At 68.7% G+C, this 24,521-nt stretch carries 25 protein-coding genes; 17 read left to right on the top strand and 8 right to left on the bottom strand.

The genetic code is table 11. From position 1 onward, the window contains the following. Positions 1 to 71 precede the first annotated feature (71 nt). Together SYV04_RS36640 and SYV04_RS36635 are read right to left on the bottom strand one after the other, a co-directional pair. Positions 72 to 554: a dihydrofolate reductase gene (locus SYV04_RS36640; protein ID WP_321550687.1), complete on the bottom strand. Its 483-nt coding sequence runs from the start codon at positions 552 to 554 to the stop codon at positions 72 to 74. Further along, positions 551 to 1,345, bottom strand: a complete 795-nt coding sequence (locus tag SYV04_RS36635) for a thymidylate synthase (RefSeq protein WP_321550686.1) — start codon at positions 1,343 to 1,345, stop codon at positions 551 to 553. The genes SYV04_RS36640 and SYV04_RS36635 overlap by 4 nt, the downstream gene beginning before the upstream one ends. A 9-nt stretch (positions 1,346 to 1,354) precedes the next feature. Between SYV04_RS36635 and SYV04_RS36630 the strand changes: the two genes are divergently transcribed. Genes SYV04_RS36630 through SYV04_RS36620 form a run of 3 tightly spaced genes read left to right on the top strand, consistent with a single transcriptional unit; the run spans position 1,355 to position 4,048 of the window. Then, positions 1,355 to 1,915: a cob(I)yrinic acid a,c-diamide adenosyltransferase gene (locus SYV04_RS36630; RefSeq protein WP_321550685.1), complete on the top strand. Its 561-nt coding sequence runs from the start codon at positions 1,355 to 1,357 to the stop codon at positions 1,913 to 1,915. Positions 1,916 to 1,952: 37 nt separating this feature from the next. Next, the gene (queG, locus tag SYV04_RS36625) at positions 1,953 to 2,972 is read left to right on the top strand and encodes a tRNA epoxyqueuosine(34) reductase QueG (RefSeq protein WP_321550684.1); all 1,020 of its coding nucleotides are present in this window, start codon (positions 1,953 to 1,955) and stop codon (positions 2,970 to 2,972) included. A 14-nt stretch (positions 2,973 to 2,986) separates the two neighbouring features. Further along, positions 2,987 to 4,048 carry an alpha/beta hydrolase gene (locus tag SYV04_RS36620; protein ID WP_321550683.1) on the top strand — a complete coding sequence of 354 codons (1,062 nt, stop codon included), beginning with the start codon at positions 2,987 to 2,989 and terminating at the stop codon, positions 4,046 to 4,048. A 3-nt stretch (positions 4,049 to 4,051) separates the two neighbouring features. Here SYV04_RS36620 and SYV04_RS36615 read toward each other — a convergent pair whose 3' ends face one another. Continuing rightward, positions 4,052 to 4,903 (bottom strand): sugar phosphate isomerase/epimerase family protein, encoded by an 852-nt coding sequence (locus tag SYV04_RS36615; protein ID WP_321550682.1) that lies wholly within the window; start codon positions 4,901 to 4,903, stop codon positions 4,052 to 4,054. 184 nt (positions 4,904 to 5,087) lie between these two features. On the opposite strand from SYV04_RS36615, the gene SYV04_RS36610 reads away from it, so the two are divergent. From SYV04_RS36610 to SYV04_RS36600, 3 genes are all read left to right on the top strand, one after another. Then, complete coding sequence (locus SYV04_RS36610) at positions 5,088 to 5,285, top strand: hypothetical protein (RefSeq protein ID WP_321550681.1); 198 nt, start codon at positions 5,088 to 5,090, stop codon at positions 5,283 to 5,285. 94 nt (positions 5,286 to 5,379) lie between these two features. Continuing rightward, on the top strand, positions 5,380 to 6,432 hold the full coding sequence (locus SYV04_RS36605) for an aldo/keto reductase (RefSeq protein WP_321550680.1): 1,053 nt from the start codon (positions 5,380 to 5,382) through the stop codon (positions 6,430 to 6,432). A 159-nt stretch (positions 6,433 to 6,591) separates the two neighbouring features. Beyond that, positions 6,592 to 7,707: a hypothetical protein gene (locus SYV04_RS36600; protein WP_321550679.1), complete on the top strand. Its 1,116-nt coding sequence runs from the start codon at positions 6,592 to 6,594 to the stop codon at positions 7,705 to 7,707. 23 nt (positions 7,708 to 7,730) lie between these two features. Here SYV04_RS36600 and SYV04_RS36595 read toward each other — a convergent pair whose 3' ends face one another. Beyond that, the gene (locus SYV04_RS36595) at positions 7,731 to 8,525 is read right to left on the bottom strand and encodes a hypothetical protein (protein WP_321550678.1); all 795 of its coding nucleotides are present in this window, start codon (positions 8,523 to 8,525) and stop codon (positions 7,731 to 7,733) included. Positions 8,526 to 8,610: 85 nt separating this feature from the next. On the opposite strand from SYV04_RS36595, the gene SYV04_RS36590 reads away from it, so the two are divergent. The 3 genes from SYV04_RS36590 to rd all read left to right on the top strand — a co-directional run bounded on the left by SYV04_RS36590 (position 8,611) and on the right by rd (position 10,874). Further along, complete coding sequence (locus SYV04_RS36590) at positions 8,611 to 9,498, top strand: MTAP family purine nucleoside phosphorylase (protein ID WP_321550677.1); 888 nt, start codon at positions 8,611 to 8,613, stop codon at positions 9,496 to 9,498. A 101-nt stretch (positions 9,499 to 9,599) separates the two neighbouring features. Further along, positions 9,600 to 10,643 carry a YihY/virulence factor BrkB family protein gene (locus SYV04_RS36585; protein ID WP_321550676.1) on the top strand — a complete coding sequence of 348 codons (1,044 nt, stop codon included), beginning with the start codon at positions 9,600 to 9,602 and terminating at the stop codon, positions 10,641 to 10,643. A 60-nt stretch (positions 10,644 to 10,703) separates the two neighbouring features. Then, complete coding sequence (gene rd, locus SYV04_RS36580; RefSeq protein ID WP_321550675.1) at positions 10,704 to 10,874, top strand: rubredoxin; 171 nt, start codon at positions 10,704 to 10,706, stop codon at positions 10,872 to 10,874. Here rd and SYV04_RS36575 read toward each other — a convergent pair. The 3 genes from SYV04_RS36575 to SYV04_RS36565 all read right to left on the bottom strand — a co-directional run bounded on the left by SYV04_RS36575 (position 10,871) and on the right by SYV04_RS36565 (position 14,975). Continuing rightward, positions 10,871 to 12,520, bottom strand: a complete 1,650-nt coding sequence (locus SYV04_RS36575) for a hypothetical protein (protein WP_321550674.1) — start codon at positions 12,518 to 12,520, stop codon at positions 10,871 to 10,873. The genes rd and SYV04_RS36575 overlap by 4 nt on opposite strands. Before the next feature lie 86 nt (positions 12,521 to 12,606). Beyond that, positions 12,607 to 14,031 carry a serine/threonine-protein kinase gene (locus SYV04_RS36570; protein WP_321550673.1) on the bottom strand — a complete coding sequence of 475 codons (1,425 nt, stop codon included), beginning with the start codon at positions 14,029 to 14,031 and terminating at the stop codon, positions 12,607 to 12,609. A 119-nt stretch (positions 14,032 to 14,150) separates the two neighbouring features. After that, positions 14,151 to 14,975: a M48 family metallopeptidase gene (locus SYV04_RS36565; RefSeq protein ID WP_321550672.1), complete on the bottom strand. Its 825-nt coding sequence runs from the start codon at positions 14,973 to 14,975 to the stop codon at positions 14,151 to 14,153. A 252-nt stretch (positions 14,976 to 15,227) separates the two neighbouring features. On the opposite strand from SYV04_RS36565, the gene ku reads away from it, so the two are divergent. Then, entirely contained in the window at positions 15,228 to 16,184 is a 957-nt protein-coding gene (ku, locus tag SYV04_RS36560) for a non-homologous end joining protein Ku (RefSeq protein ID WP_321550671.1), read from the top strand. Between the two features lie 105 nt (positions 16,185 to 16,289). Next, positions 16,290 to 17,714, top strand: coding sequence for an adenylate/guanylate cyclase domain-containing protein (locus SYV04_RS36555; RefSeq protein WP_321550670.1), 1,425 nt, complete (start codon positions 16,290 to 16,292; stop codon positions 17,712 to 17,714). An 86-nt stretch (positions 17,715 to 17,800) separates the two neighbouring features. Here the strand turns inward: SYV04_RS36555 and SYV04_RS36550 are convergent, their stop codons facing one another. After that, positions 17,801 to 18,403 (bottom strand): superoxide dismutase, encoded by a 603-nt coding sequence (locus SYV04_RS36550; protein WP_321550669.1) that lies wholly within the window; start codon positions 18,401 to 18,403, stop codon positions 17,801 to 17,803. 149 nt (positions 18,404 to 18,552) lie between these two features. Between SYV04_RS36550 and mutM the strand changes: the two genes are divergently transcribed. The 6 genes from mutM (at position 18,553) to dapB (ending at position 24,521) form a co-directional block, all read left to right on the top strand. Beyond that, complete coding sequence (gene mutM, locus SYV04_RS36545; RefSeq protein WP_321550668.1) at positions 18,553 to 19,401, top strand: bifunctional DNA-formamidopyrimidine glycosylase/DNA-(apurinic or apyrimidinic site) lyase; 849 nt, start codon at positions 18,553 to 18,555, stop codon at positions 19,399 to 19,401. Between the two features lie 108 nt (positions 19,402 to 19,509). Continuing rightward, positions 19,510 to 21,303: a TIGR04551 family protein gene (locus SYV04_RS36540; RefSeq protein WP_321550667.1), complete on the top strand. Its 1,794-nt coding sequence runs from the start codon at positions 19,510 to 19,512 to the stop codon at positions 21,301 to 21,303. Positions 21,304 to 21,312: 9 nt separating this feature from the next. Then, positions 21,313 to 21,537 carry a hypothetical protein gene (locus tag SYV04_RS36535; protein WP_321550666.1) on the top strand — a complete coding sequence of 75 codons (225 nt, stop codon included), beginning with the start codon at positions 21,313 to 21,315 and terminating at the stop codon, positions 21,535 to 21,537. Further along, on the top strand, positions 21,534 to 22,781 hold the full coding sequence (gene lysA / locus SYV04_RS36530; RefSeq protein ID WP_321550665.1) for a diaminopimelate decarboxylase: 1,248 nt from the start codon (positions 21,534 to 21,536) through the stop codon (positions 22,779 to 22,781). The genes SYV04_RS36535 and lysA overlap by 4 nt, the downstream gene beginning before the upstream one ends. Before the next feature lie 16 nt (positions 22,782 to 22,797). Further along, positions 22,798 to 23,679, top strand: a complete 882-nt coding sequence (gene dapA / locus SYV04_RS36525; RefSeq protein WP_321550664.1) for a 4-hydroxy-tetrahydrodipicolinate synthase — start codon at positions 22,798 to 22,800, stop codon at positions 23,677 to 23,679. A gap of 29 nt (positions 23,680 to 23,708) precedes the next feature. Then, the gene (gene dapB / locus SYV04_RS36520) at positions 23,709 to 24,521 is read left to right on the top strand and encodes a 4-hydroxy-tetrahydrodipicolinate reductase (protein WP_321550663.1); all 813 of its coding nucleotides are present in this window, start codon (positions 23,709 to 23,711) and stop codon (positions 24,519 to 24,521) included.

Below are 24,521 nucleotides of genomic sequence, written 5' to 3'. Positions count from 1 at the left end.
ACCGGAGGTTCTAACAGCCTTGGCGGGGCGTTTCAATTTTGAGAATCAAAGTCAACAAAATCGCCCGGCCCTCACCGCTGGTAGGTGAGGAAGGCGTAGGGCAGGGCTTCCGGGCCCGAGGCGGGGTGGTGCTCCTGCTCGAGGAGTGTCCATTGGGACAGATCCACCTCGGGGAAGTAGGTGTCGCCCGGAAAGTCGCGCTCGATGCGGGTGAGATAGAGCCGGTCCAGCCGCCCCAGCGTCTGCGCGTAGAGCTCGGCGCCTCCGGCGATGAAGACCTCGTCGTCGGCCGGAGCCAGCGCGAGCGCCTCGTCCACCGAGTGAGCCACCTTCACGCCCGGAGGCGCGAAGTCGCGCTGGCGCGTCACCACGATGAAGGCGCGGCCCGGCAGCGGACGGCCGATGGACTCGTACGTCTTGCGGCCCATCACCAGGGTGTGCCCCATGGTCAGCCGCTTGAAGCGGGCGAGGTCCGCGGGCAGGCGCCAGGGCAGCTGGTTGTTGGCGCCAATCACCCGGTTGGCCGCCATGGCGACGATGGCCGACAGCCTCATACGGCCACGGGCGCCTTGATGGCGGGGTGCGGCTCGTAGGCCTCCAGCGTGAAGTCCTCGTAGCGGAAGGAGAACAGGTCCTTCACGTCCGGGTTGAGCTTCATGCGGGGCAGGGGGCGGGGCTCGCGGGCGAGCTGTGTCTGCGCCTGCTCCACGTGGTTCAAGTAGAGGTGCGCGTCACCCAGGGTGTGGATGAACTCGTGCGGGGTGAGCCCCGTCACCTGCGCCACCATCATCGTCAGCAGCGAGTAGGAGGCGATGTTGAAGGGCAGGCCCAGGAAGATGTCCGCGCTGCGCTGGTAGAGCTGGCAGGACAGGCGCCCGTCGGCCACGTAGAACTGGAAGAGCACGTGGCAGGGCGGCAGCTTCATGGCGGGCAGGTCCGCCACGTTCCACGCGCTGATGATGTGGCGCCGCGAGTCGGGGTTCTTGCGCAGGCCCTCGACGAGCTGGCGCATCTGGTCGATGGACTCGCCGTTGGGCGCGCTCCACGAGCGCCACTGGTGGCCGTAGACAGGCCCCAGGTTGCCTTGCGCGTCGGCCCACTCGTCCCAGATGGTGACGCCCTGGGCCTGGAGCGAGTACACGCTGGTGTCGCCCCGTAGCATCCACAGCAGCTCGTGGATGATGGACTTGAGGTGGAGCTTCTTGGTCGTCACCAGCGGGAAGCCCTGGGTGAGGTCGAACCGAAGCTGGTGGCCGAAGAGGCTGAGCGTGCCGGTGCCGGTCCGGTCACTTTTCTTCGTTCCATTCTTCAGAACGTGTTCGAGCAGCGCGAGGTAGGGTTTCATGGGGCTCGAATGAAGATCTACACGAAGACCGGCGACGCCGGTGAGACAGGATTGTTTGGCGGCGGGCGGGTTCCAAAAGACGACGAACGCGTCGACGCATACGGCGAGGTGGACGAGCTGAACGCGACGCTGGGCCTGGCGCGCAGCTTCGGGCTGCCCCAGGAGCTCGACGGGCTGCTCCAGCGGTTGCAGGACCAGTTGTTCACCGTGGGTGCGGTGATGGCCACGCCGCTGGACACCAAGGCCGCCGCGCACATCCCCCAGCTCAAGCCCGAGTGGTCCGAGGCCATGGAGAAGGCCATCGACGCGTTCGAGGGCGAACTGCCCAAGATGACACACTTCATCCTCCCCGGGGGCAGTCAGGCCTCCAGCGCGCTGCACCTGGCGCGCACGGTGTGTCGGAGGGCCGAGCGGCGCGTCGTCTCGCTGCTGCGCGAGGGGAAGGTCCCGGGGGAGGTGGGAGTTTTCCTCAATCGACTCTCGGATCTGCTCTTCGTCATGGCCCGGGTGGCCAACCACCGGGCGGGCGTCGCAGATGTGAAGTGGATACCGGAGAAGCCAGGAAAGTAGCTCCCCGAGGCGTGGGGAGCGCTAGAAGAGAAGTGCCGTGAACGTGCTGCCCACCGCCTATCTGCGCCAGCTCTCCGAGGCCGTCGGATTCGACCTCGTGGGCTTCGCTCGCGCCGAGCCCATTCCTCCCGAGTCGCTCTACTCGTGGATCGAGGCCGGCTACGCGGCGGACATGGACTGGATGAAGGAGCGGGCAGCCGAGCGCCTCGACGTCGCCCAACTGCTGCCCGGGGCAAAGACGGTGGTGGTCTTCGCCAACAACTACTACCGGAACGACGCGGAGACGAGCGACTCGCCCATTGCCCGGTACGCGCGCGGGCGCGACTACCACTCCACGCTGCGCGACCGGATGAAGGCCTTCCGCAAGGCGCTCAAGGAGACCTACCCGGGCATTGGAACGTACGGCAGCGTGGACAGTGGCCCGTTGATGGAGAAGGTATGGGCGGCGCGGGCGGGCCTGGGCTACGTGGGCAAGAACGGCTGCTTCATCACCGAGCGCTTCGGCTCGTGGGTGCTGCTGTCCACCGTGGTGCTCGACGCGGAGGTGGACGCGTACGCCGGCGGGCCCGCGACGGACCGGTGTGGGCCCTGTCGCAAGTGCCTGCTGTCCTGCCCCACGGGGGCGCTGGTGGGCAATGGGCGCGTGGATGCGCGGGCGTGTCTCTCGTACCAGACGATCGAGAACCGCGAGCGCGAGGTGCCCGAGTCCTTCCGCGTGGAGATGGACAACCTCGTCTTCGGCTGTGACATCTGCCAGGACGTGTGTCCCCTCAACCGCAAGCCCGTCTTCGCCGAGCACCCGCGCTTCGCGCCTCGGGCCGTCGCGGGCCTGGGGGTGATGGAGCTGGCGGGGCTCACCCCCGAGCAGTACAGGAAGTTCATCCCCGGCACGGCGCTGGCGCGCGCGCACTACGATGGGCTGCGCCGCAACGCCATCTACGCGATGGGCGCCGCCCGGGACGCGAGCGCCCGGCCCCTGCTGGAGAAACTCAGCGGGGACACGAGCGATCTGGTACGCAGCGCCGCGCACTGGGCGCTCCGGCAGCTCGCGCAGTAACCAAGGATTTCTCCATGCCGAAACGAAGTGGCAACGGCGACTCGGTCATCCGGGTCCACTACGACGCGGGCTGGGGCCGCCGCATCACCCTGCGTGGCAGCAAGCCGCCCCTGGCCTGGAGCACGGGGCTGGAGGCCACGTGGACGCAAGGCCACGTCTGGACCTACGTGTGGCCGAAGTCCTCGGGGGTACTGGAGTTCAAGCCGCTCCTGGATGACCGGGCCTGGTCCGTCGGTGGCAACTACCACCTCCGGGCGGGCTCCACGGTGGACGTGTACCCGTTCTTCGGTCCACCGGTGGGGACCCTGCACAAGGTGCATGACTTCCACTCGCCGCAGCTCGACAACCGGCGCACCCTCGTCATCTCGCTGCCGCCGAGCTACGAGGAGAACCCGCTCAAGCGCTACCCCGTGCTCTACATGCACGACGGCCAGAACGCCTTCGAGGACGCCACCTCCTTCACTGGGGTGTCGTGGGGCGCGGACCGGACGAGCCACTCGCTCGTCGCGCAGGGGCGCATGGACGAGGTCATCATCGTGGGCGTCTACAACACGGGCAACGCGCGCGTGTTCGAGTACACGCCGGGGCCTCCCAACGGCAGGATGGGAGGCGCGGATCTCTACGGGCGCTTCCTCATCGAGACCGTCAAGCCGTGGGTAGATGGGAACTACCGCACCCTGCCGGGCCGGGAGGACACCGCGCTGATGGGCTCGTCGCTGGGCGGACTGGTCTCCTTCTACCTGGGGAGGCGCCGCCCCGATGTCTTCTCGAAGGTGGCCTGCCTCTCCAGCTCGTTCATGTGGAACGGCTCGGAGCTCATCCGCGAGGTGGCGACATCGCCCGAGCGGGTGCCGGTGAAGTTCTATATCGATGCGGGCACCCGGAGGGATCCGCTGACGCCGACGCAGCACATGAAGGAGGCGCTGGAGTCGCGGGGCTACGTGCAGGGCAAGGACTTGTCCTACTACGAGCACAAGGGGGGACAGCACCACGAGTCCTCCTGGGCAGAGCGGGTGCATCGGCCCTTGAGCTACCTGTTCCCTTGGGAGAGCTCGGGCGGCCGCGCCACCGAATAGCGCTCAGCGCTCGCTCGCGAGGGTGGCGGCGACCTCGCCGGCCATCTGCTTCCAGGCCTCATAGGAGCGACGGAGGTGCTCCTCTGGGGGATCCACGAGCCCGAAGGTGTGCAGGAGCACGGGGCCGGTGTAGCCAGCGCGGATGAGCGGCAGCAGGTACGCGCTGCGCACATCGAGGTCGCCGCGGTCCAGGGGCTGGATGGTCGTGGACCAGCCGGGAGTGACCGTCTCCCGCGCCGCGCCGTGGATGCTCGCCAGCACGAGGTGGGGAGCGGCGGCGGCGATGACCTCGGCGAGCCGGTCGCGGTTGCCCGCCTTGAGTTCGTGGCAGAGGTGCAGGGACACCTTCAGCTCCGGGCGGCCGACTGCCTGGAGCAGGGCGACGGCTTCCTCGACGTTCTCGATCGCGTTGTCGTCATGCGGATACAGCACGACGCGGACCCCTCGCGCCGTGGCCATGGCGACGAGCTCGCGGACCGCCGTGACCATGGACTCATTGGGCCCGTGAGGCCCGCTCAGCATCAGCCACAGGTCGGTTCGTTGAGGCGCGAGGGTGGAGAGCATCGTGTCGACCTCTTCGCGGCTCCACGGCGTGTCGAACCGGAAGTCGTACAGCACCGCGAACAGCCGGAACCTGCCCTCGCGCACCGCGGGCGCAGTGGCGAACGCCTCGAAGGTCTCGACGCCAGGCCAGGTCAACGCCACGCCCTTGTAGCCGACCTCGTCGAGCAGCCCGATCTGCTCACTGGCCGGCCGTGACTCGAGCGTGAAGTTGAAGGCACCGAAGGGGTTCTCGAGCGACTCTGTTTTGGGCGCATGGGAACACCCGAGCAGCGTGGCGAGGAGCGTGACCACAAGACTCACGAGGCGGAAGGGGCCAGCCGCAGGACGGAGTGTCATCCATGGCAGCTTACAGATGCTCCCTACCCGAACAGCGCTCGAAGCGTGGGCTCCTCCATCACATCGGCGCTCAACCCGCCCATTCATTACAGACAGGACCGGTGGCAATGGAGCGGCCGGTCAAACCACGAGCAGGCACATGACCGCATGGAAGACCGAAACGGCTACCGTCGACTTCCGCGACCTCGACATCGCTGAGCTGGAAGGGGTCCGTGGTGGCTTTGCCAGCGAGGTTCTGTTGAACCCGCAACCGCTGCCGCCGAGGGCGATCAGCCTTCGCTCATTGTTTTCCTGGGTGGCGCTGAATCCGCAGCCGGAGCCACCGGGCATTCTATAGCGGGTGGTTGAAGAGGTCCCTGCCCCTGAAGAAGTGGTAGTGCTCCCGTGCCATTCGATCGCATGGAGCGATTCGGCAAGGAAGGCAGGAGATCGTGGAGTTCAGACTGCTGGGAGCTTCGGGGTTGAAGGTTCCCGTCCTGAGCCTCGGGACGGCGACCTTCGGTGGGACGAATGAGTTCTTTCGGGCTTGGGGCACCACCACGGTGCAGGAGGCCACGCGTCTCGTGGACATCTGCCTGGAGGCGGGCCTCAACCTGTTCGACACCGCCGATGTCTATTCGGAAGGGGTCGCCGAGGAGATCCTCGGCAAGGCCATCGCGGGGCGCCGCAACGAGGTGATGATTGCGACCAAGGCCACCTTCCGCACGGGGCGGGGGCACAACGATGTTGGCTCCTCGCGCTACCACCTGATCAAGGCCTGCGAGGCGAGCCTGCGCAGGCTCGGCACCGACCATGTCGAGCTCTACCAGCTCCACGGCTTCGACGCGATGACGCCGGTAGAGGAGACGCTGTACGCCTTGGAGCATCTCGTCCGGAGCGGCAAGGTCCTCTACATCGGCTGCTCGAACTTCTCGGGCTGGCATCTGATGAAGTCGCTGAGCCTGTCCGAGAAGTACGGACTGCCGCGCCATGTCGCGCATCAGGTCTACTACTCACTCGTGAACCGGGAGTTCGAGTGGGAGCTGATGCCGCTCGCGATCGACCAGAAGGTCGGCACGCTGGTGTGGAGCCCGCTCGCGGGAGGCCAGCTCTCCGGCAAGGTCCGGAGAGGCCAGCCGCTGCCGGCGAACAGCCGTGTCAGCGCTGGGGTGGGCGCTCCGGAAGTTCCCGAGGAGCACCTCTACAACGTGGTCGATACGCTCGCCGCGATCGCCCAGGAGACGGGCAAGACCGTGCCCCAGATCGCGATCAACTGGCTGCTGCAACAGCCCACCATCTCGAGCGTCGTCATCGGTGCGCGCAACGAGGAGCAGCTGAGGCAGAACTTGGGGGCGACTGGCTGGAACCTGACGGCCGAGCAGGTGGCGAAGCTCGACGCGGTGAGCGGTCGCACGCCGATCTACCCCTACTGGCACCAGTACGCGGTCAACGGTGACCGCAATCCGCCTCCGACGCAGTGGGCCGTCAAGCGCCGCACACCGTGACGTCAATGCCCTGCGGTGGCTGCGACTTTCGCAGTCCGCGCTGCGGTTTCCGCAGCGCGTTTCCACGCGTCATCGCCAGAAGAACGGAAGTTCTCTGGCGCGGAGGGCAGGCGCGAAGTTTGCTGTAGCTTGGGGCTTACTTGCGACCCGGGGGGGATCGTGCCTCGAGCCATCCATGCGGAGAACACCACGCGCTTGCCCGTCACGCGCGCTCACCTCACACTGGGCTTGGAGATCGAGGGCCTGCTCAACGTGTCCCGCACCTCGGGCACCATGAGCGAGAAGGCCGAGTACAACCCCAACAAGGGGTTCAGCTTCGGCATCCCCAAGCTCAAGTACGAGCTGGATCAGATCTTCGGAGCCGCCGCAAATGTCTCCTCGGCCACCGCAGAGGTCGTCACCGCGCCGTTCGCGGTGACCGGGATTGGCCTCAAGGAGTTGCTGCAGATCGTGAGGGAGGCGTACACGAAGGCGCCCAGCCAGATGACGTTCACCCCCTCCGCCGACTTCGGAGGGAGCTCCTGTCAGGGGCGCATCTCGAAGGTTTCGACCCATGGCTCCTGCCAGGCGAACATGACCATTCGCGCGGAGACGCTCTTTCAAGCTGACGCCAAGAAGGCGAAGGCGATCTGGTCCCAGCTCACCACCGACGAGGAGCTTCCGAAGATCCTCCCCCTGGTCGCGGCGGCCAACACCCTCGTCAACACCGTGGCGGAGGACAACACCGCGCCGCTCCACGCCTACTGGAACAGCCGGGTGCGGCTGAAGCTCTGGTTCTTTCAGTGGTTGTCGTTCCTCAGCTTCGAGGTGGCGGCGGAGTTGGACAAGCTCCCGGGCCTGGCGAAGGACTTCCATGGCTGCACCATCAAGGGGGCCATGGACCCACGCTCCAACGGCGTTCCGTACCTCGCGGCAACGACCTTATGCGGGCTCTACACCGCGTCCACGGGGGCTGTCGCCGCTCCGCTCGACACCGTCTACGACACCGCCATCACCGCGATCGCCACCTCCATCGGGGCGACGGAGGAAGCGGTTCGAGACCACTGGACCGACGATGCCGTCTACGAGCTGACGAGACCCGAGCCCCCCGCGACGGAGCGTCCGCTGAAGTCCAGCATCGTCAACAATAAGATCGCTCCCATCCTCGAGATGCGGCACAGGAACGCTCCGGTCAACGCCGCGATGAGCACGGCCATCCATGAGTCGATCCTGAGCGCCAACAAGATCTCGACCCAGGCGGCCGAAGTTCTCAAGGTGCTGAAGCCCCTCATCTGAGGCCCCACGCCCGGGAGCGGACTTCAGTCTCCGTTGGGGTCCCAGTCGGAGATGTCGTGCTTCGGCTCCGGAGGCAGCGACGGGCGCTCGGGGGCCTTGGGCTTGGGCTTGGGAGGCGGAGGCGGTGGGTCCTCGTCGAGCAGGGGATCCGACTCGCCGGAGGCGGCGACCGTGGGCTTCGGCGCGGGCTCGGGCTTCGCGGGAGCCTCGGGCTTGGGCTCGGAGGCCGCCACGGGAGCGGGCTTCGCCGGCTCCGGTGCCTTGACGGGCTCGGGCTCGGCGGCGCGGTAGACATCCCGGCGCACGGTCGGCTCCGCGGGCTCGCTCTTCGGAGGCGAAGCGGGCGTGGGCACTGGCGCCGCATCCTCCTCCTCGGAATCCGTGCTCGCGACGGGGGCCGCGGGCTTGGACTCCGCCGCGGGCTCGGAGGTGCGGTAGACGCCCCGGCGACCCCCCGTGTCAGAGGCGGCCGCCGCGGGCGCGCGCTCCTCCAGCGAGAGGTCCTCGCCGTCACTGGAGGAGTACCGGGTCGGCTCTGGGGGCGGCGGAGGCGCCGCGCTGGCCGGGTTGGCCTCGATGCCCAGGTCCCTCTGCTCCTGGAGCGCCAGGTGGCGCTCGCGGCACAGGTTGTACTTGCTGGTGCATTTGCCCACGCAGGCGTTGAGCTTGCTGTAGGCCCGCGAGTTGCTGCCGTACTCGACGGTGCAGTCCTCGCGGCAGGCGGTGTTGTCCTCCTTGCACGCGGCCAGGCCGCCCGAGCCCAGCGCGGTGGCAGGCCCGGCGAGGAGGAGGAGCATCAGAAGCGGCGGTACGCGCATGACAAATCGCGACGTTAGCAGCCTTTGGCCTCGCCTGGCGCGGGGGGCGCGCTATCGTCCTGCCCCAGCGTCATGGAGGACGCATATGGCAGGCATCCGGGTGGGCATCATTGGAGGTGCCGGGCTCGTGGAAGCCCTGGTCGGGCCTTCCAAGGCCGACCCCCACCTCATCGAGACACCGTTCGGCCCGCCGGCTGGCCCCCTCCTCACCCTGGAGCGGGACGGCATGTCGCTCGTGCTGCTGGCGCGCCATGGGTCCGGCCACCAGCTCAGCCCCACGCGCGTGCCCTACCGCGCCAACCTCTTTGCCCTCAAGGTGCTCGGGGTGACGCACGTGCTCGCCTGTGGCACCGCCGGCAGCCTGCGCGAGCACATCCAGCCCCGCCACCTCGTCATCCCTGATCAGGTCATCGACCGCACCTACCGCCGGCCCTGCACCTTCTATGACGACCTGGCCGTACACGTGGAGATGGCCTCCCCCTTCTGCGAGACGCTGCGGCAGGTGCTGATCCGGGCCTCCGAGGGGAACAACACGCAGGTCCACACGCAGGGCACCTATGTGTGCATGGAGGGGCCCGCGCTGAGCACCCGGGCCGAGAGCCTCATGTACCGCTCCTGGGGCGGAGACCTGGTCGGCATGACGGCCATGCCGGAGGCGAAGCTGGCGCGGGAGGCGGAGCTGCACTACGCGCTGGTGGTGCTGCCCACGGACTATGACGGCTGGCAGCCTCAGGGTGACGCCGAGCCGGAGGCGCTGGGGGCCGCGCTGCGCGAGACCCGCCTGGCCACCAGCGCCGATGGACTGGCCCTCATCCGCCGGGCCCTCTCTCGCATCGCCACGGTGCCGCAGGCGTGCCGCTGTGATTCCGCGCTGGCCGCGGGCATCTGGTCCGACCGGGGCCGCATTCCCAACGAGGTGCGCACCCGCCTGCGTCCGTTACTCGGGAAGTACCTGCCGCCCGAAGTCGTCTGATCGACATTCGAGGCGAGAGAGGCTCAGGGGGCTCGCTTGCCCGCCTGCTGCACCCTCTGGGGCCCATGCCCACCTTCCATCCCCCAGGGAGAGGAGGGTGGATGGGGTTTCCGAGGCTCAAGTACCTGACGTGGCGTGAGTTCGGCCGGCGCCTGGTGAAGGAGTTCCAGGAGGACACGGTCACCGACTGTGCCGCGCAGCTCTCGTACTACTTCCTCTTCTCCCTGTTCCCGCTGCTCTTCTTCCTCGTCACGCTGGTGGCTTATCTGCCCTTCGCGCCCGGGGCGGTCGAGTCCATGCTGGATCGGATCACCCCGCTGGTGCCGGGGGATGCCCTGGCGCTGGTGGACGAGCACCTGCGCTCGCTGGTGAACCAGCCTCGGCCCAAGCTGCTCACGGTGGGTCTCCTGGTGGCGCTGTGGTCGGCCTCGCGCGGGGTGGATGCGCTGCGCAAGGCGCTCAACCTCGCCTATGACGTGCCCGAGTCCCGGCCCATCTGGAAGACCCAGGGCGTGGCGATGCTGATGACGCTGGTGGGCACGCTGCTCATCCCCCTGTCCTTCACCATCTTCCTGCTGGGCGGCAAGGCGGGGGAGTGGATCGCCCACCGGCTGCAGCTCGTCGATGCCTTCCACTTCGTGTGGTCCTGGGCGCGCTGGCCCTTCACCGCCTCGCTGGTGATGCTGATGCTGGCGCTCTGCTACTACGTGCTGCCGGACGTGAAGCAGCGCTTCAAGTACATCACCCCGGGCTCGGTGATCGGCACGGGGCTGTGGCTCACGTGTACCTGGGGCTTCACGCAGTACGTGGAGCACTTCGGCAAGTACAACGTCACCTACGGCTCCATCGGCGGTGTGGTGGTGCTGCTGCTGTGGCTCTACATCACCGGCCTCATCTTCATCCTCGGTGGCGAGCTGAACGCCATCCTCGAGCACGCCTCGCGCGACGCGAGGGCCAAGGCGAAGGGGGCCCGGGCTCCCGGAGAGCCGCCGCCGCTCGAGCCGCCGCTCAAGACGCCGGGCGCGGCCAAGAGCGCCAGCAGCGCGGCCAAGACGCAGCGAGCCTTCTGGCGCTGGCGCCGCCGCGTGGCCCGGGGGCAGCCGCCCGAGGCTCCGTCCGAGCCTCCGAATCCCACCGTCCACTGAGTCGGGGGCGTGGTGTCACCGAGGCCTCCTGCCCGATACTGGGGGCAGCGAGGCCTCGACATGATGAAGCGCTACCAATGTGCCGTGTGTTTCCACATCTATGACCCAGCGGAAGGAGACCCCGCCTCGGGCATCGCGCCGGGGACCGCGTTCGAGGACCTCCCCGACACCTGGGTTTGCTCGGACTGCGGCGCCTCCAAGGCCGACTTCCAGCCCCTGGAGGAGGATTAGGCGGTCTTCGGCTTGGTGTCCTCGGGGGTCAGGATCGGCACCGCGCGCCAGAAGATCTCCAGCCGCTCGATGTCCTCATCATCGACCAGGGAGCGCAGCGCGTGGTGCAGGTGGGAGCCCTGCCCCAGGTCGAAGGGGGGCTCCAGGGGCTCCTCCGGTTCCTTGTCACCCTCGATGCCAGGCTTCGGTGCCGAGGGGGAGGGGGGCGCCGCGGGGCACTGCTCGTCCTGCGACTTCGGACCGAACTTCTGGAGGGCATAACGCCGGGCGGAGATGGCGCCACGAACGAAGAACTGTTCGCGCAGCAGCAGGGCGTTGGTTCGTCCGACACGCTCGATGAGCAGGGCTTGATCCTGCCAGTCGCAGATGCGCTGCAGGCTGTAGACGGTGTTGAAGAAGATGCGGGGCGTGGGGGTGAAGGCCAGGGCGTGGACCGAGTCGATCCGCTCCTCGGCCAGGCGCCGGGAGTCGTCCTCGCTCAGTCCATCGATGAGCGTCAGGTTCCCGGGCTGCGGAGCCGCGAGCCCTTCCATCCCCAGCAGGCTCGCGGCGCGGTTGGTCACCACCCGCATCAGCCGCTCGCCCAGCAGCGCCACCGCCACGCCGATGAGCAGCGCGCCCATGCGGCCGCGCAGGGGGTTGGGCTCCGGCGGAGGAGTGGTGGGGGCCGGGACTGTCTCTGGTGGGGGGGCGGAGGGGTCTTCCGCCGTCGCGGTGGCGGGGTTCTTCGCCAGGATGGACAGCTTGCCGTCGCTGCCCAGCGCCAGGGCGCCGAAGAACAGGGCGCAGACCGAGACGATCAGCAGCGTGCGAGAGGCCCAGGCCATCATCCGGGCGGTGGCGTCGTTGCTCGCGGAGCGGAAGAAGATCTGCCCCAGGTGCAGGGTGAAGGAGATGCTCGCCGCCGTCCCAACAGCCAGCGCCACGAGGTGGTTCATCTCGTTGTCCCTGCGGATGATGGTCACGGCGCAGGTGGCCACGATGGCGGAGGCCAGGAAGCCCAGGATGGCGCCGTGCCGGCCCATGCGCTGGATGGAGCCCTGCATGAGCTCGCGCTCGTAGTCCCAGTTCCGCTGGAGCTGCTCCGGCAGCTCGCTGTCGCGCAAGTCCTCCGAGAGGCGTGACTTGTCGACGGCGAAGGAGAACACCCCCCGTGCCGCGATGCGGCGCTCGATGAGCAGCGACACGCAGGCCGTCAGCACCGACGGCAGCGCGGTTAGCCCCACGAGCCCGAGGTGGAAGAAGTCGATCTCATCCGGGGCTGGCACGAGGCCTGCCTCCGCTCGGGAGGCGTCCACCATGACCCGATAGGCGACCGTGAGGACGATCACCAGCAACACGAAGAGAACGGGCCTCAGCAGGGTGGGGGCGATCTCCACCGTGGACTTGGCGAGATCCGTCCACTTCTTCCGGAGGTCTCCGCCAATCGCCCAGAGGGTGATGAAGCCGGTGAGCAGGCCCGCCAGGACGGCGATGGCGATCTTGTACCCGCTGCCCGTGTTCTGCCGGAACGGCTCCCCCATCTCACTGGAGAACAGGAACCAGGTGAGCACGATCAGCACGATGGTGACCATGCCGTTGAGCAGGGCCGCCAGCCAGAGCGGTACCTTGGACCACCTGCTGTTTGGGGGATTCGTCTCGCTCAAGGGCGCTCCCTCTGGCCGATGTCTTGCGCTCGTGGGAACGCTAGCACCGCGCGAGGGGGAGCCCTAGAAATCGGCCCCGGCAGCGATCAGGGGGGCGGCGGGTGCGACTTGGGCGGGTTCGACGTGGGCTCCCGAGGCGTGTTGTACGCGGGGTAGTAGCAGCCATCTCCCCACTGATACTCATCATCGGTGCAAGGAGGTTGCACATCCACGGCTCGGATCCAGCACCCGCCGTTGATGGCGAACTCCTGCTTCCCGCGTCGGCACTTGCCTGAGCCATCTGGCCGACGCTGTCCGGGCAGCGGCTTCTGGGGCAGGTCCAGGGTGATCATCGGCAAGACGCGTGCAAGCTCCTCCTTCCGTACGGGCGCGGTGAGGACTTCGTCGGCCAGCTCCGTGGTACCTCCATCCCTGGAGTCCATGACCTGGCTGTCGGCCGCTGCGACGGTAGGGGCCTCGGGCTCCTCCTCCGTAGGCTCGTGGATCGCCCACAGGGCGCCAAGCGCGAAGAGAAGCAGCACCGAGGCCAGGGCGTGCCGAGGCCTCCAGTTCCAGGGGCTGGGAGCGATGGGAGGCGCTTCGCGCACCTCTTCGAACAAGGGCAGATCCGCCCGAGGCCCGGCGTGCTCGGCCTCCTGCTCCAGCAAGGTCGCCAGCTCCCGGGCCGTACCCCTGTCCCTGGGGCGCACACACAGCATTCGTAAGATGAGCGCGTTGAGTTGGGGATCCACACGGAAGTTGAGCGCCAAGGGATCGCGCGGGCCGGGGCTCGGCGCGTACCAGACATACGAGGCACTCTTCGTGGGATCCGTGGAGGGAGGGTATTGCCCCGTCACGAGTCGGTAGGCGATGACTCCCAGCGCGAAGAGATCATCCTCTGGCTCAGCCGGGTATTGGGAGCTCGGCTCATCGACGAACTCGAACCAGAAGCTCCAGGCCTCGGGGCTGCGGTAGACGCCCGTGCCTGGAAGCAGGGGCTCCCACGCGGGCCGTGGCGCACCTACGTGTTGCCCCGCGCCAAAGTCCATCAGGAAGGCATGGCCATCCTCGCGCACCAGGATGTTGTCGCCCTTCACGTTTCGGTGGATGCAGCGGGCCGCGTGGGTGGCCTCCAGCGCTCGCGCCACCTGCGCCAGCACCCGCATGGCCTGACGGGAGGAGACACGCCGCGCCGCAGCCCATTCGTAGAGCGGTGCTCCCTCCACCCACTGCATGACGATGTACGGATAGTTGCGAGGGCCCTGTCGCCAGAGCCCGTGCGCGTGCAGCGCCGGCACGTGAGGGTGATGGAGGGCTGACAGCAGGGACACCTCTCGCTCGAAGCGTGGATCCTCGGGAGTGACCGCCAGCTTGATGGCCACGGGAGCGGCCTTCGCGTCCAGGGTGCTGACGGCTTTGTAGACCGTGCCGTGGGTGCCTCGACCGTGCCAGCCCACCACGCGCCAGTAGGCCAGCTGCGTGCCGGTGGGGATCGAGGCGGGGTGCAGCTCGGGTGCGTGCGGGGTGTCCATCCGTGGCCTTGGGGGAGGGGACAGGCTCCTCCCCCAACGGCCATCCTACCCCATGAGTAGGCGGCTTGCAGCACGCTCCCCGAGGTTACCCCCGGACGGAGGCGGTAGGCCGCACGCCGTTAGCGGCCGCCCAGCTTCTGCTTGATGGGGGCGATCCGATCGGCCCCCAGCTCCGTGCCGCGCAGCCCGTTCTGGGAGATATACCCCTCCAGGTGCTGCACGCGATCGGCGCTCGTGGGGTGCGTGCTCAGCCACTTCAGCACGCCCGGCGTGTTGCCCTCCTTCGCCTGCAGCTTCTGGAAGAAGGTCACCAGGCCCCGCGGATCGTAGTTCGCCGCCGTGGTGTAGCGCGCTCCGTACTCGTCCGCCTCGGTCTCCTCGCTGCGGCCGTGCGCCAGCATCGCGCCGCCGCCCACCAGCTGCGTGGCGATCTGCGCCGCCGTGCCCGGGTTCTTGCCCAGCGCCAGCTCGCTCAGCGCCTGGAGGCCGTAGGCGTTCACCATCGCCCGCGCCGAGTGCCGACCCACCACGTGGCCCGCCTCGTGTGCCAGCACGCCCGCCAGCTCCGCCTCGTTGTCCGAGGCCAGGATGAGCCCCGTGTACACGTACAGGTAGCCGCCCGGCGTGGCGAAGGCGTTCACCGTCTTCGGATCATTGATGACGTGGATCTTCCACTTCACGCCCTTGCGGTCCCGGTTGGCCGCCTGGAGGATGGGCAGCGCGACCCGGTTCACGTAGTCCACCACCGCCTGGTCCTGCACGTACTGGATCTTCTCCTTCTGCTCCAGCTCCTGCTTTACCTGCTGGCCGATCTGCTCCTCCTGCTCATCCGAGATGAACGTCTGCGCGATGGCCTTCTCCGCGCGGATGCGCTGCTTCGCGCAGCCCGTGCCGAAGCCCACCGCCAGGGTGATGCCCAGGAATAACGAGAGGATCCGCTGCATAGGAGTGTGTCTTCCTTTCATGACGCCGCGTGTTGAAGCGCCCGACTCGTAGTCGGGGGCTCGCCCGGCGGCAAGCCTCTGTTTTCGTCACCACGGCTGGGACGCGCGCTCGATGGCGGCTATGCAACGCTCGGTCGGGCCTGGCCCCCTGGTTGGGGCTCCACCGGGGAGCCCGGCCTTCCTTGTCGTCACCCCGCCTGGGATGGACCTTAGGAAGCGGCGCTCCGCGTACGGGCGCCGGGAGGCCAAGAGATGTCACGTTCCTGCTGGGTCGGCTCGCTGAGCTTTGGTCTGGTCCACCTGCCGGTGCGGCTCTACGCCGCGGTGGAGCCCAAGCAGGTGCAATTCCACCTGCTCCATGACGCGGACGGAGCGCGCGTCCAGCAGAAGCGCGTGTGCTCGGCCGACGGCGAGGAGGTGCCCTACGAGCACGTGGTGAAGGGCTACGAGCTGCGGCGCGGCCAGTACGTGGAGGTGACGCGCGGAGAGCTGGAGGCGTTCGACCCGAAGTCCAGCCGCACCATCGAGCTGGAGGACTTCGTGGAGCTGGGAGAGATCGACCCCATGTTCTACGCGGGCGCCTTCCACCTCGTGCCGGAGGTGGGGGCCGAGCGCCAGTACGGCCTGCTCGTCGAGGCGCTGCGCCGCTCGGGGAGGGTGGGCCTTGGGCGGCTGGTGATGCGCCACAAGGGGCACCTGTGCGTGGTGCGCCCCTACGGCCGCGGGCTGGCCCTGTCCACGCTGCACTACGCCGACGAGATGGTCTCCCAGGACACGCTGCCGGAGCTGGCCGTGGCGGGGCCTCGCCCCAACGAGCAGGAATTGCAGATGGTGCAGCGCCTCATCGAGTCGCAGTCCACCTCCTTCGAGCCGCGCCGCTACAACGACACCCACCGGGAGCGGCTGTTGTCCTTCCTGGAGCGGCGCGCCCGGGCCCAGTCGCGCATCGCCACCCCCGAGCCCTCCCGGGAGCAGGAGGCGTCGCCCGAGGAGCTCGAGGGCCGCGCCGAGGTCTTCCGCCGAATCGAGGAGGGCATCGCCGCGCTGCGCCAGGGGCTGCCCAAGCCCCATCAAGCGGGTCGGGCCCTTCCTTCTCAGGGCTCGCTGCGCTTCCGCCCCATGGCCGCCAAGGAGGCTCGGGAGCGACGGCAGGTAGACCCCGGGGCCGTGCGGTCTCGTCGGGGCAAGGGGGAACCGAAGCGCTCCTGATGGCCCCGGTCCCAGGGGGGCCTACCCCCAGCTTCCGGGCGCCTGCCTGGCTGCTGGGGGAACAGTCATGCGGCGCGGACAGGTGGCGATTACGATGGGCGCCCCATGTCCGTCGCGCTCGAAAACCGCCTTGAGGTGCTTCGCTCCTACCCCCGGTCCCGTCCCGAGACGATCGAACGCTTCGCGCGCTTTCTCGAGACCTCCTCCGAGGAGGCCCTCTTCCGGATGAGTCCCCTGCACTTCGCCGAGGAGCAGGGCGTCCCCGAGAATGAGGCCATCGACCTGTTCCTGCGTGCCACCCACGCCGGCATCCTGGAGTTCACCTGGGGCGTGCTGTGTCCCGGCTGTGCGTCCTTCCTCACCACGCCCTCCGCGCTGCGCTCGCTCCAGCGGACGCGTGACTGCCACATGTGCCGCGTCAGCATCGAGACGGGGGATGACAACATGGAGGTGGCCTTCAGCGTGGCTCCCTCCGTGCGCCGCATCCGCTTCCACCAGCCCGAGTTGCTGGACCTGCGCAAGGACCTGCTGTCGCTGATGTTCTCCCAGAGTCGCACCCTCCCGGAGGACATCCGCCGGCTCGTGGGCGACTCCGTGCTCGACTCGGCGACGCTTCCTCCCGGCGGCGTCCACCGCTTCAGCGCGAAGATGGAGCCAGGGCAGACCTACTTCCTGGCCGCGCCGCTGCATCACCTGTGGTGCGAGCTGGTGCCGACCCCGGAGTCCCGCACGAGCCACGTGGACGCGGAGCTGCTGGATGGCCGGCTGTTGCCGGGCGAGGTGCAGGTGCGGGAGGGCGAGGTCTCCGTGTCGCTCCACAACCGCAACTCCGCGCCGGTCCGGGTGGCGCTGCTGAAGTTCTGGGTCCCCCGGGCCGAGATGTCTTGCAGCGCCGAGACGGTGTCCACTCCCCCCCTGCGGCGCTACTTCAGCGGCAAGCGGCTGGTGACGCACCAGACCTTCCGCGAGCTGTTCCGCGCCGAGAGCATCCCCTCCGAGGGGGGCCTCGAGTTCAAGTCGCTCACGGTGCTCTTCACGGACCTGAAGGGCTCCACCGAGCTCTATGAGCGCATCGGCGACTTCCGCGCCTACGGGCTGGTGCGCGAGCACTTCGGCGTGCTGCGAGACATCATCGCCGAGCGCGGCGGCTCCATGGTGAAGACCATTGGAGACGCGGTGATGGCCAGCTTCGCCGAGCCCACCCCCGCGTTGGAGGCGGCCACCGCCATGACGCGCGAGGTGCGCCGCGTCAGCCGCGAGGGCGTGAAGCTCCAGCTCAAGGTGGGCCTGCACTCCGGCCCCTGCATCGCCGTGGAGCTCAACGAGCGGCTGGACTACTTCGGCCAGACGGTGAACCTGGCCGCCCGGGTGCAGGGCGTGGCCAGCGCGGACGAGATCGCCATCACCGAGCCGGTGTACGGGGCTCCAGGTGCCCAGGACATCATCCGCGCCGCGGCGCTGAGCGCCACGCGTGAGCGGGCCCTGCTCAAGGGCGTGGAAGGGGAGACGACCGTCTACCGGCTGCGCTGAGCCTGAGTGAACAAAACACAGCGGCGGGAAGGCCCCGGAGAGAGGCCCGCCCGCCGCGCTTGCTTCGTGGGACTTCGCGCCCCGGACTACTTCTTCAGCCGGGCCTCGGCCGCGTCGTAGTCGATGTTGGAGAAGTAGGCGTCCACGTACTTGGCGCGCTCGTTGGCCTTGTAGTCCGGCACGAAGGCGTGCTCCCACGCGTCCAGGACGATGATGGGCATGTAGCCGGCGATGTTGTTCGTCTCGTGCAGGGTGATCCAGTGGTTGGACAGCCACCCGGTGCGCGGATCCTGGAACGTCACCGCCCAGCCGATGCCCGGCATGGTCGCGATGGCGCGGAAGTCCGCCAGCCACGTCTCGAAGGAGCCGAAGCTCTCCTCCATCGCCTTCTTCAGGTTCGCCGGCGCGGTGCCACCGCTGCCACCCGGCTTCAGGTTGCCGAAGTAGTACTCGTGCAGGACCATGCCGTTGTACTCGAAGCCCAACCGGCGGGTCATCTCCGCGTAAGCCGGGTTGGTGCCCGCCGCCTCACCCTTGGCGGCCAGCCCCGCGAGCGTCTCGGTCAGCTTGTTGGTCCGGTTGACGTAGCCCTCGTACAGCTTGAAATGCACCTCGAGCACCGCGTCGCTGATGCCCTTGAGCCCCTTGAGGTGTCCGAACTGCATCGGCGTGTACTTCTTGTCGGCCATACGGCCTCCCGTGCTGGAGTGAGATGAGATGAGGGCGCCTTCTTTAAAAGAAGTGCCCGCGTTTGGCGCGCTCAACTTCTCGCGGGTGTACGCGCCCCAACAAGTAAGAAATGCACGGCCGCCGCCCACGGTGGTATGTGGCGCGATCGATGCCTGAGCTCCCTGAGGTAGAGATCGCCAGACGCAACCTGGCACGTTGGTTTCAGGACCACCGCGTGCTAAGGGCCGAGGCGGACGCCACCCGTGTCTTCCGGGGGGCCCGGCGCGCGAAGTTCTCCGAGCTGACGGGGCGCGTCGAGGCGCTGGATCGCAAGGGCAAATACCTGCTGCTCACCTTCGAGGGAGGGCGTGGGCTGCTGGCCCACCTGGGCATGACGGGCAAGTTCGTCCGGCGCCCGGAGGGGCACGTGGAGCCCTACAGCCGCGCCCGCTTCCACCTGGATGATGGCTTCGTCATCCACCTGAGGGACCCCCGCCTCTTCGGGCGCATGGAGCCCGCTCCCGCCGAGCGCCTGCGCCAGCTGGAGGCCGTGAAGCTCCTGGGGAGGGACCCGCTGGTGGACGGGCTCACCGCGGAGCAGTTGAAGGAGGAGGTGGGGAGTTCGCGGCAGGACATCAAGGTGGCGCTGATGGACCAGGAGCGCATCGCCGGCCTGGGCAACATCTACGCCGCCGAGGCGCTCTTCCGCGCGGGTATTCACCCAGCGCGAAAGCCCTCCACCCTCAAGCCCGCGGAGTGGGAGGCCCTCACCCAGGCCATCCACGAGACGTTCGCCACCGCCCTGGCGGAAGAGCAGGGCGAGGAGCCCATCTATCTGGAGGAGCGCACCTCGGAGAACCCGTTCCTGGTGTACGGGCGGGCCGGAGGCCCCTGCTCCAAGTGCGGCGCTCGGGTGGAATCCTTCCCCCAGGGGGGCCGTACCACCCACTCCTGTCCGAAGTGTCAACCCAAGGGGGGCAGGGTCCGGAAGCGCTCCACGCCCCCGCCCAGGCGTTGACCGCTGGGAAGGCTTGGTGTGGTTGACGTTGACACCCCTCCCCCCCGTGGCTTAACTCGCCCGCCCTCTTGACTCTGCCGCCCCGTGCGGTCCCGGAGAAACGTGCCCATGTCCCACGTCCTGCTGGCGGCGCTGCTCGTCGCCTCCGCCACGGCCACCGCCCAGACGTCCCCGGCGACGCCGGTGCCCGAGAGCGGGACGCCCGCGTCCGCCCAGCCCGCAACCCCTTCGCCGGCCCCTGCCGCCGCTGCCCCCGCCGCCGAGCTCACTCCGGAGATGCAGGCCGAGCTGGAGCGCCGCCTGGAGCAGGCCAAGCAGGAGATGCGCGAGGAGATCCGCGCCCAGATGGCCACCCAGTCCCTGTCCTCCGACTGGCAGCAGGAGTGGACGGAGGAGCGGCGCAAGCTGGAGCTGTTCACCCTGGACGGCTACCTGCGCCTGCGGCCCAACCTCTATTACAAGTTCGACCTGGGCAAGCCGCTGGGCACCGAGCTGTTCCCGCGCTCGCCGCGCGCGGCCTCGGACAACACCCAGGCGGGCGCCAACATGCGCGTGCGCATGGAGCCTACCTTCAACGTCTCCGAGGAGGTGCGCCTCAAGCTGCAGGTGGACCTGCTGGACAACATCCTGCTGGGCTCCACCCCGGGCGGCGGCGAGAACGACGTCTTCACCATCTTCTCCGAGAGCCAGGACCCGCCCACCTCGGCCGTCAACGCCCTGAAGGACTCCATCTCCCTGAAGCGCGCCTACGGCGAGGTGAGCACCCCAGTCGGTATCCTGCGCTTCGGCCGCATGGGCAGCCACTGGGGCCTGGGCATGCTGCGCAATGACGGCAACTGCCTGGACTGCGACTTCGGCGACAACGTGGACCGCGTGCAGTTCGTCACCGAGCCCTTCACCGGCTTCTACGTGACGCCGATGATCGACTTCAACTCGGAGGGCGTCTCCGGCGGGCCGCACGGCCAGGTGGGCGAGCCGGTGGACCTGTCCCAGTCGGACGACAGCCACAGCTACGTGCTGGCCATCGCCCGGCGCGATACGGACCAGCAGGCCCGGGCCAAGCTGGAGAACAACCTGGGCGTGCTCAACTACGGCCTGCACTTCACCTACCGCACGCAGCGCTGGGACGTGACGAACGCGGACCCGGCCTCTCCGGCCTTCGTGCCCCGGGACGCCACGCTGTACGTGCCGGACCTGTGGCTGCGCTACGAGGAGCGCCTGTTCCGCGTGGAGGTGGAGCTCGCCGCGGTGTACGGCACCATCGGCAACCGGGCGCTGGCGGCGGGGGACGCGAACGACCCGACGCGCAACCAGTCGCTGCGCGTGCTGCAGTTCGGCGGCGTGGCGCAGGCGGAGTACAAGCTGCTCAACGGCAACCTGAACCTGGGCATGGAGGTGGGCGTCGCCTCGGGTGACAAGGCGTCGGGCTTCGGCAACTACTCGCGCCAGGTGCAGAACGAGGACGGCTCCACCACGCTCCAGGGCGCCCAGTACGCCTGCGGCGTGGGCGGCTGCAGCGACAACGCCATCCGCAACTTCCGCTTCAACCGCGCCTTCCGTCCGGACCTCATCCTCTGGCGCGAGCTGATCGGCACCGTCACCGACGCCGTCTACGTGAAGCCCTCGGCGAAGTACTCGCTGGCGGATGGCTTCGACCTGTTCGGCGCCCTCATCTACTCGCAGGCGCTCTATGCCGAGTCCACCCCGTCCACCTCCAGCACCGCGCTGGGCGTGGAGGTGGACGTGGGCGCCCGCTACGAGACGGAGGACGGGTTCGTCGCCGGGCTCTCCTGGGGCATCTTCTTCCCCATGAGCGGCCTGCAGCAGCCTCCGGACGCCATCAACCGCCCGGACTTCGAGACGGCGCAGGCGCTGCGCGGCACGCTCGGCATCCGCTTCTAGGCCGCGCGCATGCTCCGCCTCTCTCGCGGCCTCGTCGTGCTCACGGGGCTGCTGCTCCTGGGGGTGGCCTGTGGCATCAAGGGCCCCCCTCGTCCGCCGGAGCCTCCGCCGCCTCCCCCCTCGGAGACCGCGCCGCAGCCGCCGCCCCCGGCGGAGCCGCGCCCGCCGCTGGAGCCTCCGCGCAACCCTCACGAGCCCGCTGCCCCGGGCTCCTCGCCGGACGCAGGACTGTGAACCACTTCAACTACCGGCGTGGCGCGCTGCACGCGGAAGACGTTCCGCTGGCCGCCATCGCCGACGCGGTGGGCACGCCCACCTACGTGTACTCCGCCGCCACGCTCACCCGGCACTTCCAGGTGGTGACGGAGGCCTTCTCGGCGTACTCGCGCCCGCACCTCATCTGCTACTCGGTGAAGGCCAACAGCACCCTGGCGGTGCTGCGGCTGTTCGCCGAGCAGGGCAGTGGCTTCGACATCGTCTCCGGTGGCGAGCTGGCCCGCGTGCGGCAGGCTGGCGGGGACGTGGCGAAGGCGGTGTTCGCCGGGGTGGGCAAGACGCCCGAGGAGATGGAGCAGGCGCTGGACGCCGGCATCCTCATGTTCAACGTGGAGAGCGCCGAGGAGCTGGAGGTGCTCGACGCGGTGGGCCGCCGGCTCAAGCGCCGCGCCCCGTTCGCACTGCGCGTCAACCCGGACGTGGACGCGCGCACCCACCGGTACATCGCCACGGGCCTGAAGACGTCCAAGTTCGGCGTGCCCTTCGAGGAGGCGGTGGCCCTCTACGCCCGCGCCCGGAAGATGAAGGGCCTGAAGGCGGTGGGCCTGGACTGCCACATCGGCTCGCAGCTCACCCAGGCCTCGCCCATGCGCGCGGCGCTCTCCAAGGTGGCGGGGCTCTACAGCGAGCTGCGCGAGCAGGGCCATCCGCTGGAGTACCTGGACATCGGCGGCGGCCTGGGAATCACCTACGCGGACGAGACTCCGCCCTCGCCCCAGGAGTACGCGAGCACCGTGCTCAAGGCGGTGGAGGGTACCGGCGCCACCCTCATCCTCGAGCCGGGGCGGGTGCTGGTGGGCAACGCCGGGGTGCTGCTCACCCGGGTGCTGTACCGCAAGCAGACGCCCACCAAGCAGTTCGTGGTGGTGGACGTGGGGATGAACGATCTCATCCGCCCGGCGCTCTACGAGGCGCACCACGCCCTGCAGCCCGTGGTGAAGCGGCGGGGCAAGGCCGTCGAGGTGGACGTGGTGGGGCCGGTGTGCGAGTCCAGCGACGTGCTGGCCCGGGCGCGCCCGCTGGTGCTGCCGGGGCAGGGCGAGCTGTACGCGGTGATGAGCGCCGGGGCTTACGGGATGAGCATGGCTTCCAATTACAACTCGCGTGCCCGGCCGGCCGAGGTGATGGTTAACGGGGAGGCGTGGCGGGTGGTGCGCGAGCGGGAGAAGCCCGAGGATCTCTGGCGCGGCGAGCGGGCCTGAACGTATAAGCGGCGCCATGAAGACCTTCGAAGGCTCCATGACGGCGCTTGCCACCCCCTTCCGGGATGGGAAGCTCGACGAAGAGGCCTACCGAGCGCTCATCGAGCGGCAGATCGCCGGCGGCACGAGTGTGATTCTGCCCATCGGCACCACGGGTGAAGCGGTGACGCTGACGGCGGAGGAGCGCGCCCGCACGGTGAAGGTGGCGGTGGAGGCGGCGCGCGGACGGGTCTCCGTGGTGGCGGGGGCGGGCTCCAACAGCACGGCGGAGACGATCGAGTCGATGAAGGCCGTGCGCGAGCAGGGCGCGGACGGCGCGCTCATCGTCACGCCCTACTACAACAAGCCCACGCAGTCGGGCCTGCTGCAGCACTACCGGGCCCTTGCCCGCGCGCACCCTGGCTTTCCGATCATCGCCTACAACGTCCCAGGTCGCACGGGCGTGGACCTGCTGCCCGAGACGTTGATGTGGATGGCGGACATCCCCGAGGTGGTGGCCCTCAAGGAGGCCACGGGGAACATGGCTCGCGCGGTGGACCTGGTGGAGAAGTGCGGCGAGCGCATTACGCTGCTGTCGGGAGATGACTTCACGGTGCTGCCCTTCATCGCCTGCGGCGGCAAGGGCGTGGTGTCGGTGTCCGCCAACGTGGCGCCGCGGATGATGGCGGACCTGGTGGCGACGGCGCGGGCGGGAGAGCTGGCCAAGGCGCGCGAGCTCCAGGTGCGGATGAACAACCTGCACCGGCTGCTCTTCATCGAGTCCAACCCCATCCCGGTGAAGTGGGCGCTGCACCTGATGGGCGTCTTCGGCCCGGAGATCCGCCTGCCGATGACGCCGATGACGGAGCCAAACGCGGCGCGGCTCCGGGAGGAGCTGTCGCACCTGAACCTGCTGTGAGCAAGCCCCCTCCGCCGAGGAATCCTTCGATGCTGCGTACAGTCATCACCGGTGTCACCGGCCGCATGGGCGGCACGCTGCTGCGGCTTGCGCGCGCCACCTCGGGGTTCTCCGTCGTGGGCGCCACGGTACGGCCCGGCAGCCCCTCGGTGGGGCAGGACGCGGCGGTGGCCGCGCGCCAGGGCGAGCCGATGGGGCTGGTGGTGGTGGATGAGCTGGATCGGGCGCTCGAGGCGGACGCGCAGGTGGTCATCGACTTCACCGGCGCGGAGGCGAGCGTTCACCACGCGCGGCTGTGCGCGATGCGTGGGGTGCCGATGGTGATCGGCTCCACGGGCTTCACTTCGCAGGCGCGCGAGGTGGTGGCCGCGTGCGCTCGCTCCATTCCGGTGGTGCTCGCGCCCAACACCTCGGTGGGCGTCAACGTCGTCATCCAGGTGGCCTCGGAGCTGGCGCGGGTGTTGGGCGAGGGCTTCGACGTGGAGGTGCTGGAGGCGCACCACCGGATGAAGAAGGATGCGCCCTCCGGCACCGCGCTGCGGCTGGCGGAGGTGCTCGCCTCAGCGCTGGGGCGCACGAAGGAAGACTTCGTGCTGGCGCGGGAGGGGGCGGTGGGGGCGCGCACGCAGAAGGAGATCGGCGTGCAGGCGCTTCGCGGCGGTGATGTGGTGGGTGAGCACACCGTCTACTTCTTCGGCGAGGGCGAGCGTGTGGAGCTCACCCACCGGGCCACCAGCCGGGATCAGTTCGCCAAGGGGGCGCTCCGGGCGGCGGGCTGGGTGGTGGCGCAGCGCCCGGGGCTCTACGACATGGCCGACGTGCTCGGCTTCAAGAGGACGTGA

The organism is Hyalangium ruber (assembly GCF_034259325.1).
In the GTDB taxonomy this organism is placed as follows: Bacteria; Myxococcota; Myxococcia; order Myxococcales; family Myxococcaceae; genus Hyalangium_A; species Hyalangium_A rubrum.
The sequence above is the reverse complement of the archived record's forward strand: the minus strand, read 5'-3'. Positions and strand labels throughout refer to the sequence as shown.

Excerpts from the sequence above, each read along its gene's own strand:
- SYV04_RS36640 (WP_321550687.1), bottom strand. The coding sequence starts at position 554 with ATGAGGCTGTCGGCCATCGTCGCCATGGCGGCCAACCGGGTGATTGGC.
- SYV04_RS36635 (WP_321550686.1), bottom strand. The coding sequence starts at position 1,345 with ATGAAACCCTACCTCGCGCTGCTCGAACACGTTCTGAAGAATGGAACG.
- SYV04_RS36630 (WP_321550685.1), top strand. The coding sequence starts at position 1,355 with ATGAAGATCTACACGAAGACCGGCGACGCCGGTGAGACAGGATTGTTT.
- SYV04_RS36620 (WP_321550683.1), top strand. The coding sequence starts at position 2,987 with ATGCCGAAACGAAGTGGCAACGGCGACTCGGTCATCCGGGTCCACTAC.
- SYV04_RS36610 (WP_321550681.1), top strand. The coding sequence starts at position 5,088 with ATGACCGCATGGAAGACCGAAACGGCTACCGTCGACTTCCGCGACCTC.
- SYV04_RS36595 (WP_321550678.1), bottom strand. The coding sequence starts at position 8,525 with ATGCGCGTACCGCCGCTTCTGATGCTCCTCCTCCTCGCCGGGCCTGCC.
- SYV04_RS36590 (WP_321550677.1), top strand. The coding sequence starts at position 8,611 with ATGGCAGGCATCCGGGTGGGCATCATTGGAGGTGCCGGGCTCGTGGAA.
- SYV04_RS36585 (WP_321550676.1), top strand. The coding sequence starts at position 9,600 with ATGGGGTTTCCGAGGCTCAAGTACCTGACGTGGCGTGAGTTCGGCCGG.
- rd (WP_321550675.1), top strand. The coding sequence starts at position 10,704 with ATGATGAAGCGCTACCAATGTGCCGTGTGTTTCCACATCTATGACCCA.
- SYV04_RS36570 (WP_321550673.1), bottom strand. The coding sequence starts at position 14,031 with ATGGACACCCCGCACGCACCCGAGCTGCACCCCGCCTCGATCCCCACC.
- SYV04_RS36565 (WP_321550672.1), bottom strand. The coding sequence starts at position 14,975 with ATGCAGCGGATCCTCTCGTTATTCCTGGGCATCACCCTGGCGGTGGGC.
- ku (WP_321550671.1), top strand. The coding sequence starts at position 15,228 with ATGTCACGTTCCTGCTGGGTCGGCTCGCTGAGCTTTGGTCTGGTCCAC.
- SYV04_RS36555 (WP_321550670.1), top strand. The coding sequence starts at position 16,290 with ATGTCCGTCGCGCTCGAAAACCGCCTTGAGGTGCTTCGCTCCTACCCC.
- SYV04_RS36550 (WP_321550669.1), bottom strand. The coding sequence starts at position 18,403 with ATGGCCGACAAGAAGTACACGCCGATGCAGTTCGGACACCTCAAGGGG.
- mutM (WP_321550668.1), top strand. The coding sequence starts at position 18,553 with ATGCCTGAGCTCCCTGAGGTAGAGATCGCCAGACGCAACCTGGCACGT.
- SYV04_RS36540 (WP_321550667.1), top strand. The coding sequence starts at position 19,510 with ATGTCCCACGTCCTGCTGGCGGCGCTGCTCGTCGCCTCCGCCACGGCC.
- SYV04_RS36535 (WP_321550666.1), top strand. The coding sequence starts at position 21,313 with ATGCTCCGCCTCTCTCGCGGCCTCGTCGTGCTCACGGGGCTGCTGCTC.
- dapA (WP_321550664.1), top strand. The coding sequence starts at position 22,798 with ATGAAGACCTTCGAAGGCTCCATGACGGCGCTTGCCACCCCCTTCCGG.
- dapB (WP_321550663.1), top strand. The coding sequence starts at position 23,709 with ATGCTGCGTACAGTCATCACCGGTGTCACCGGCCGCATGGGCGGCACG.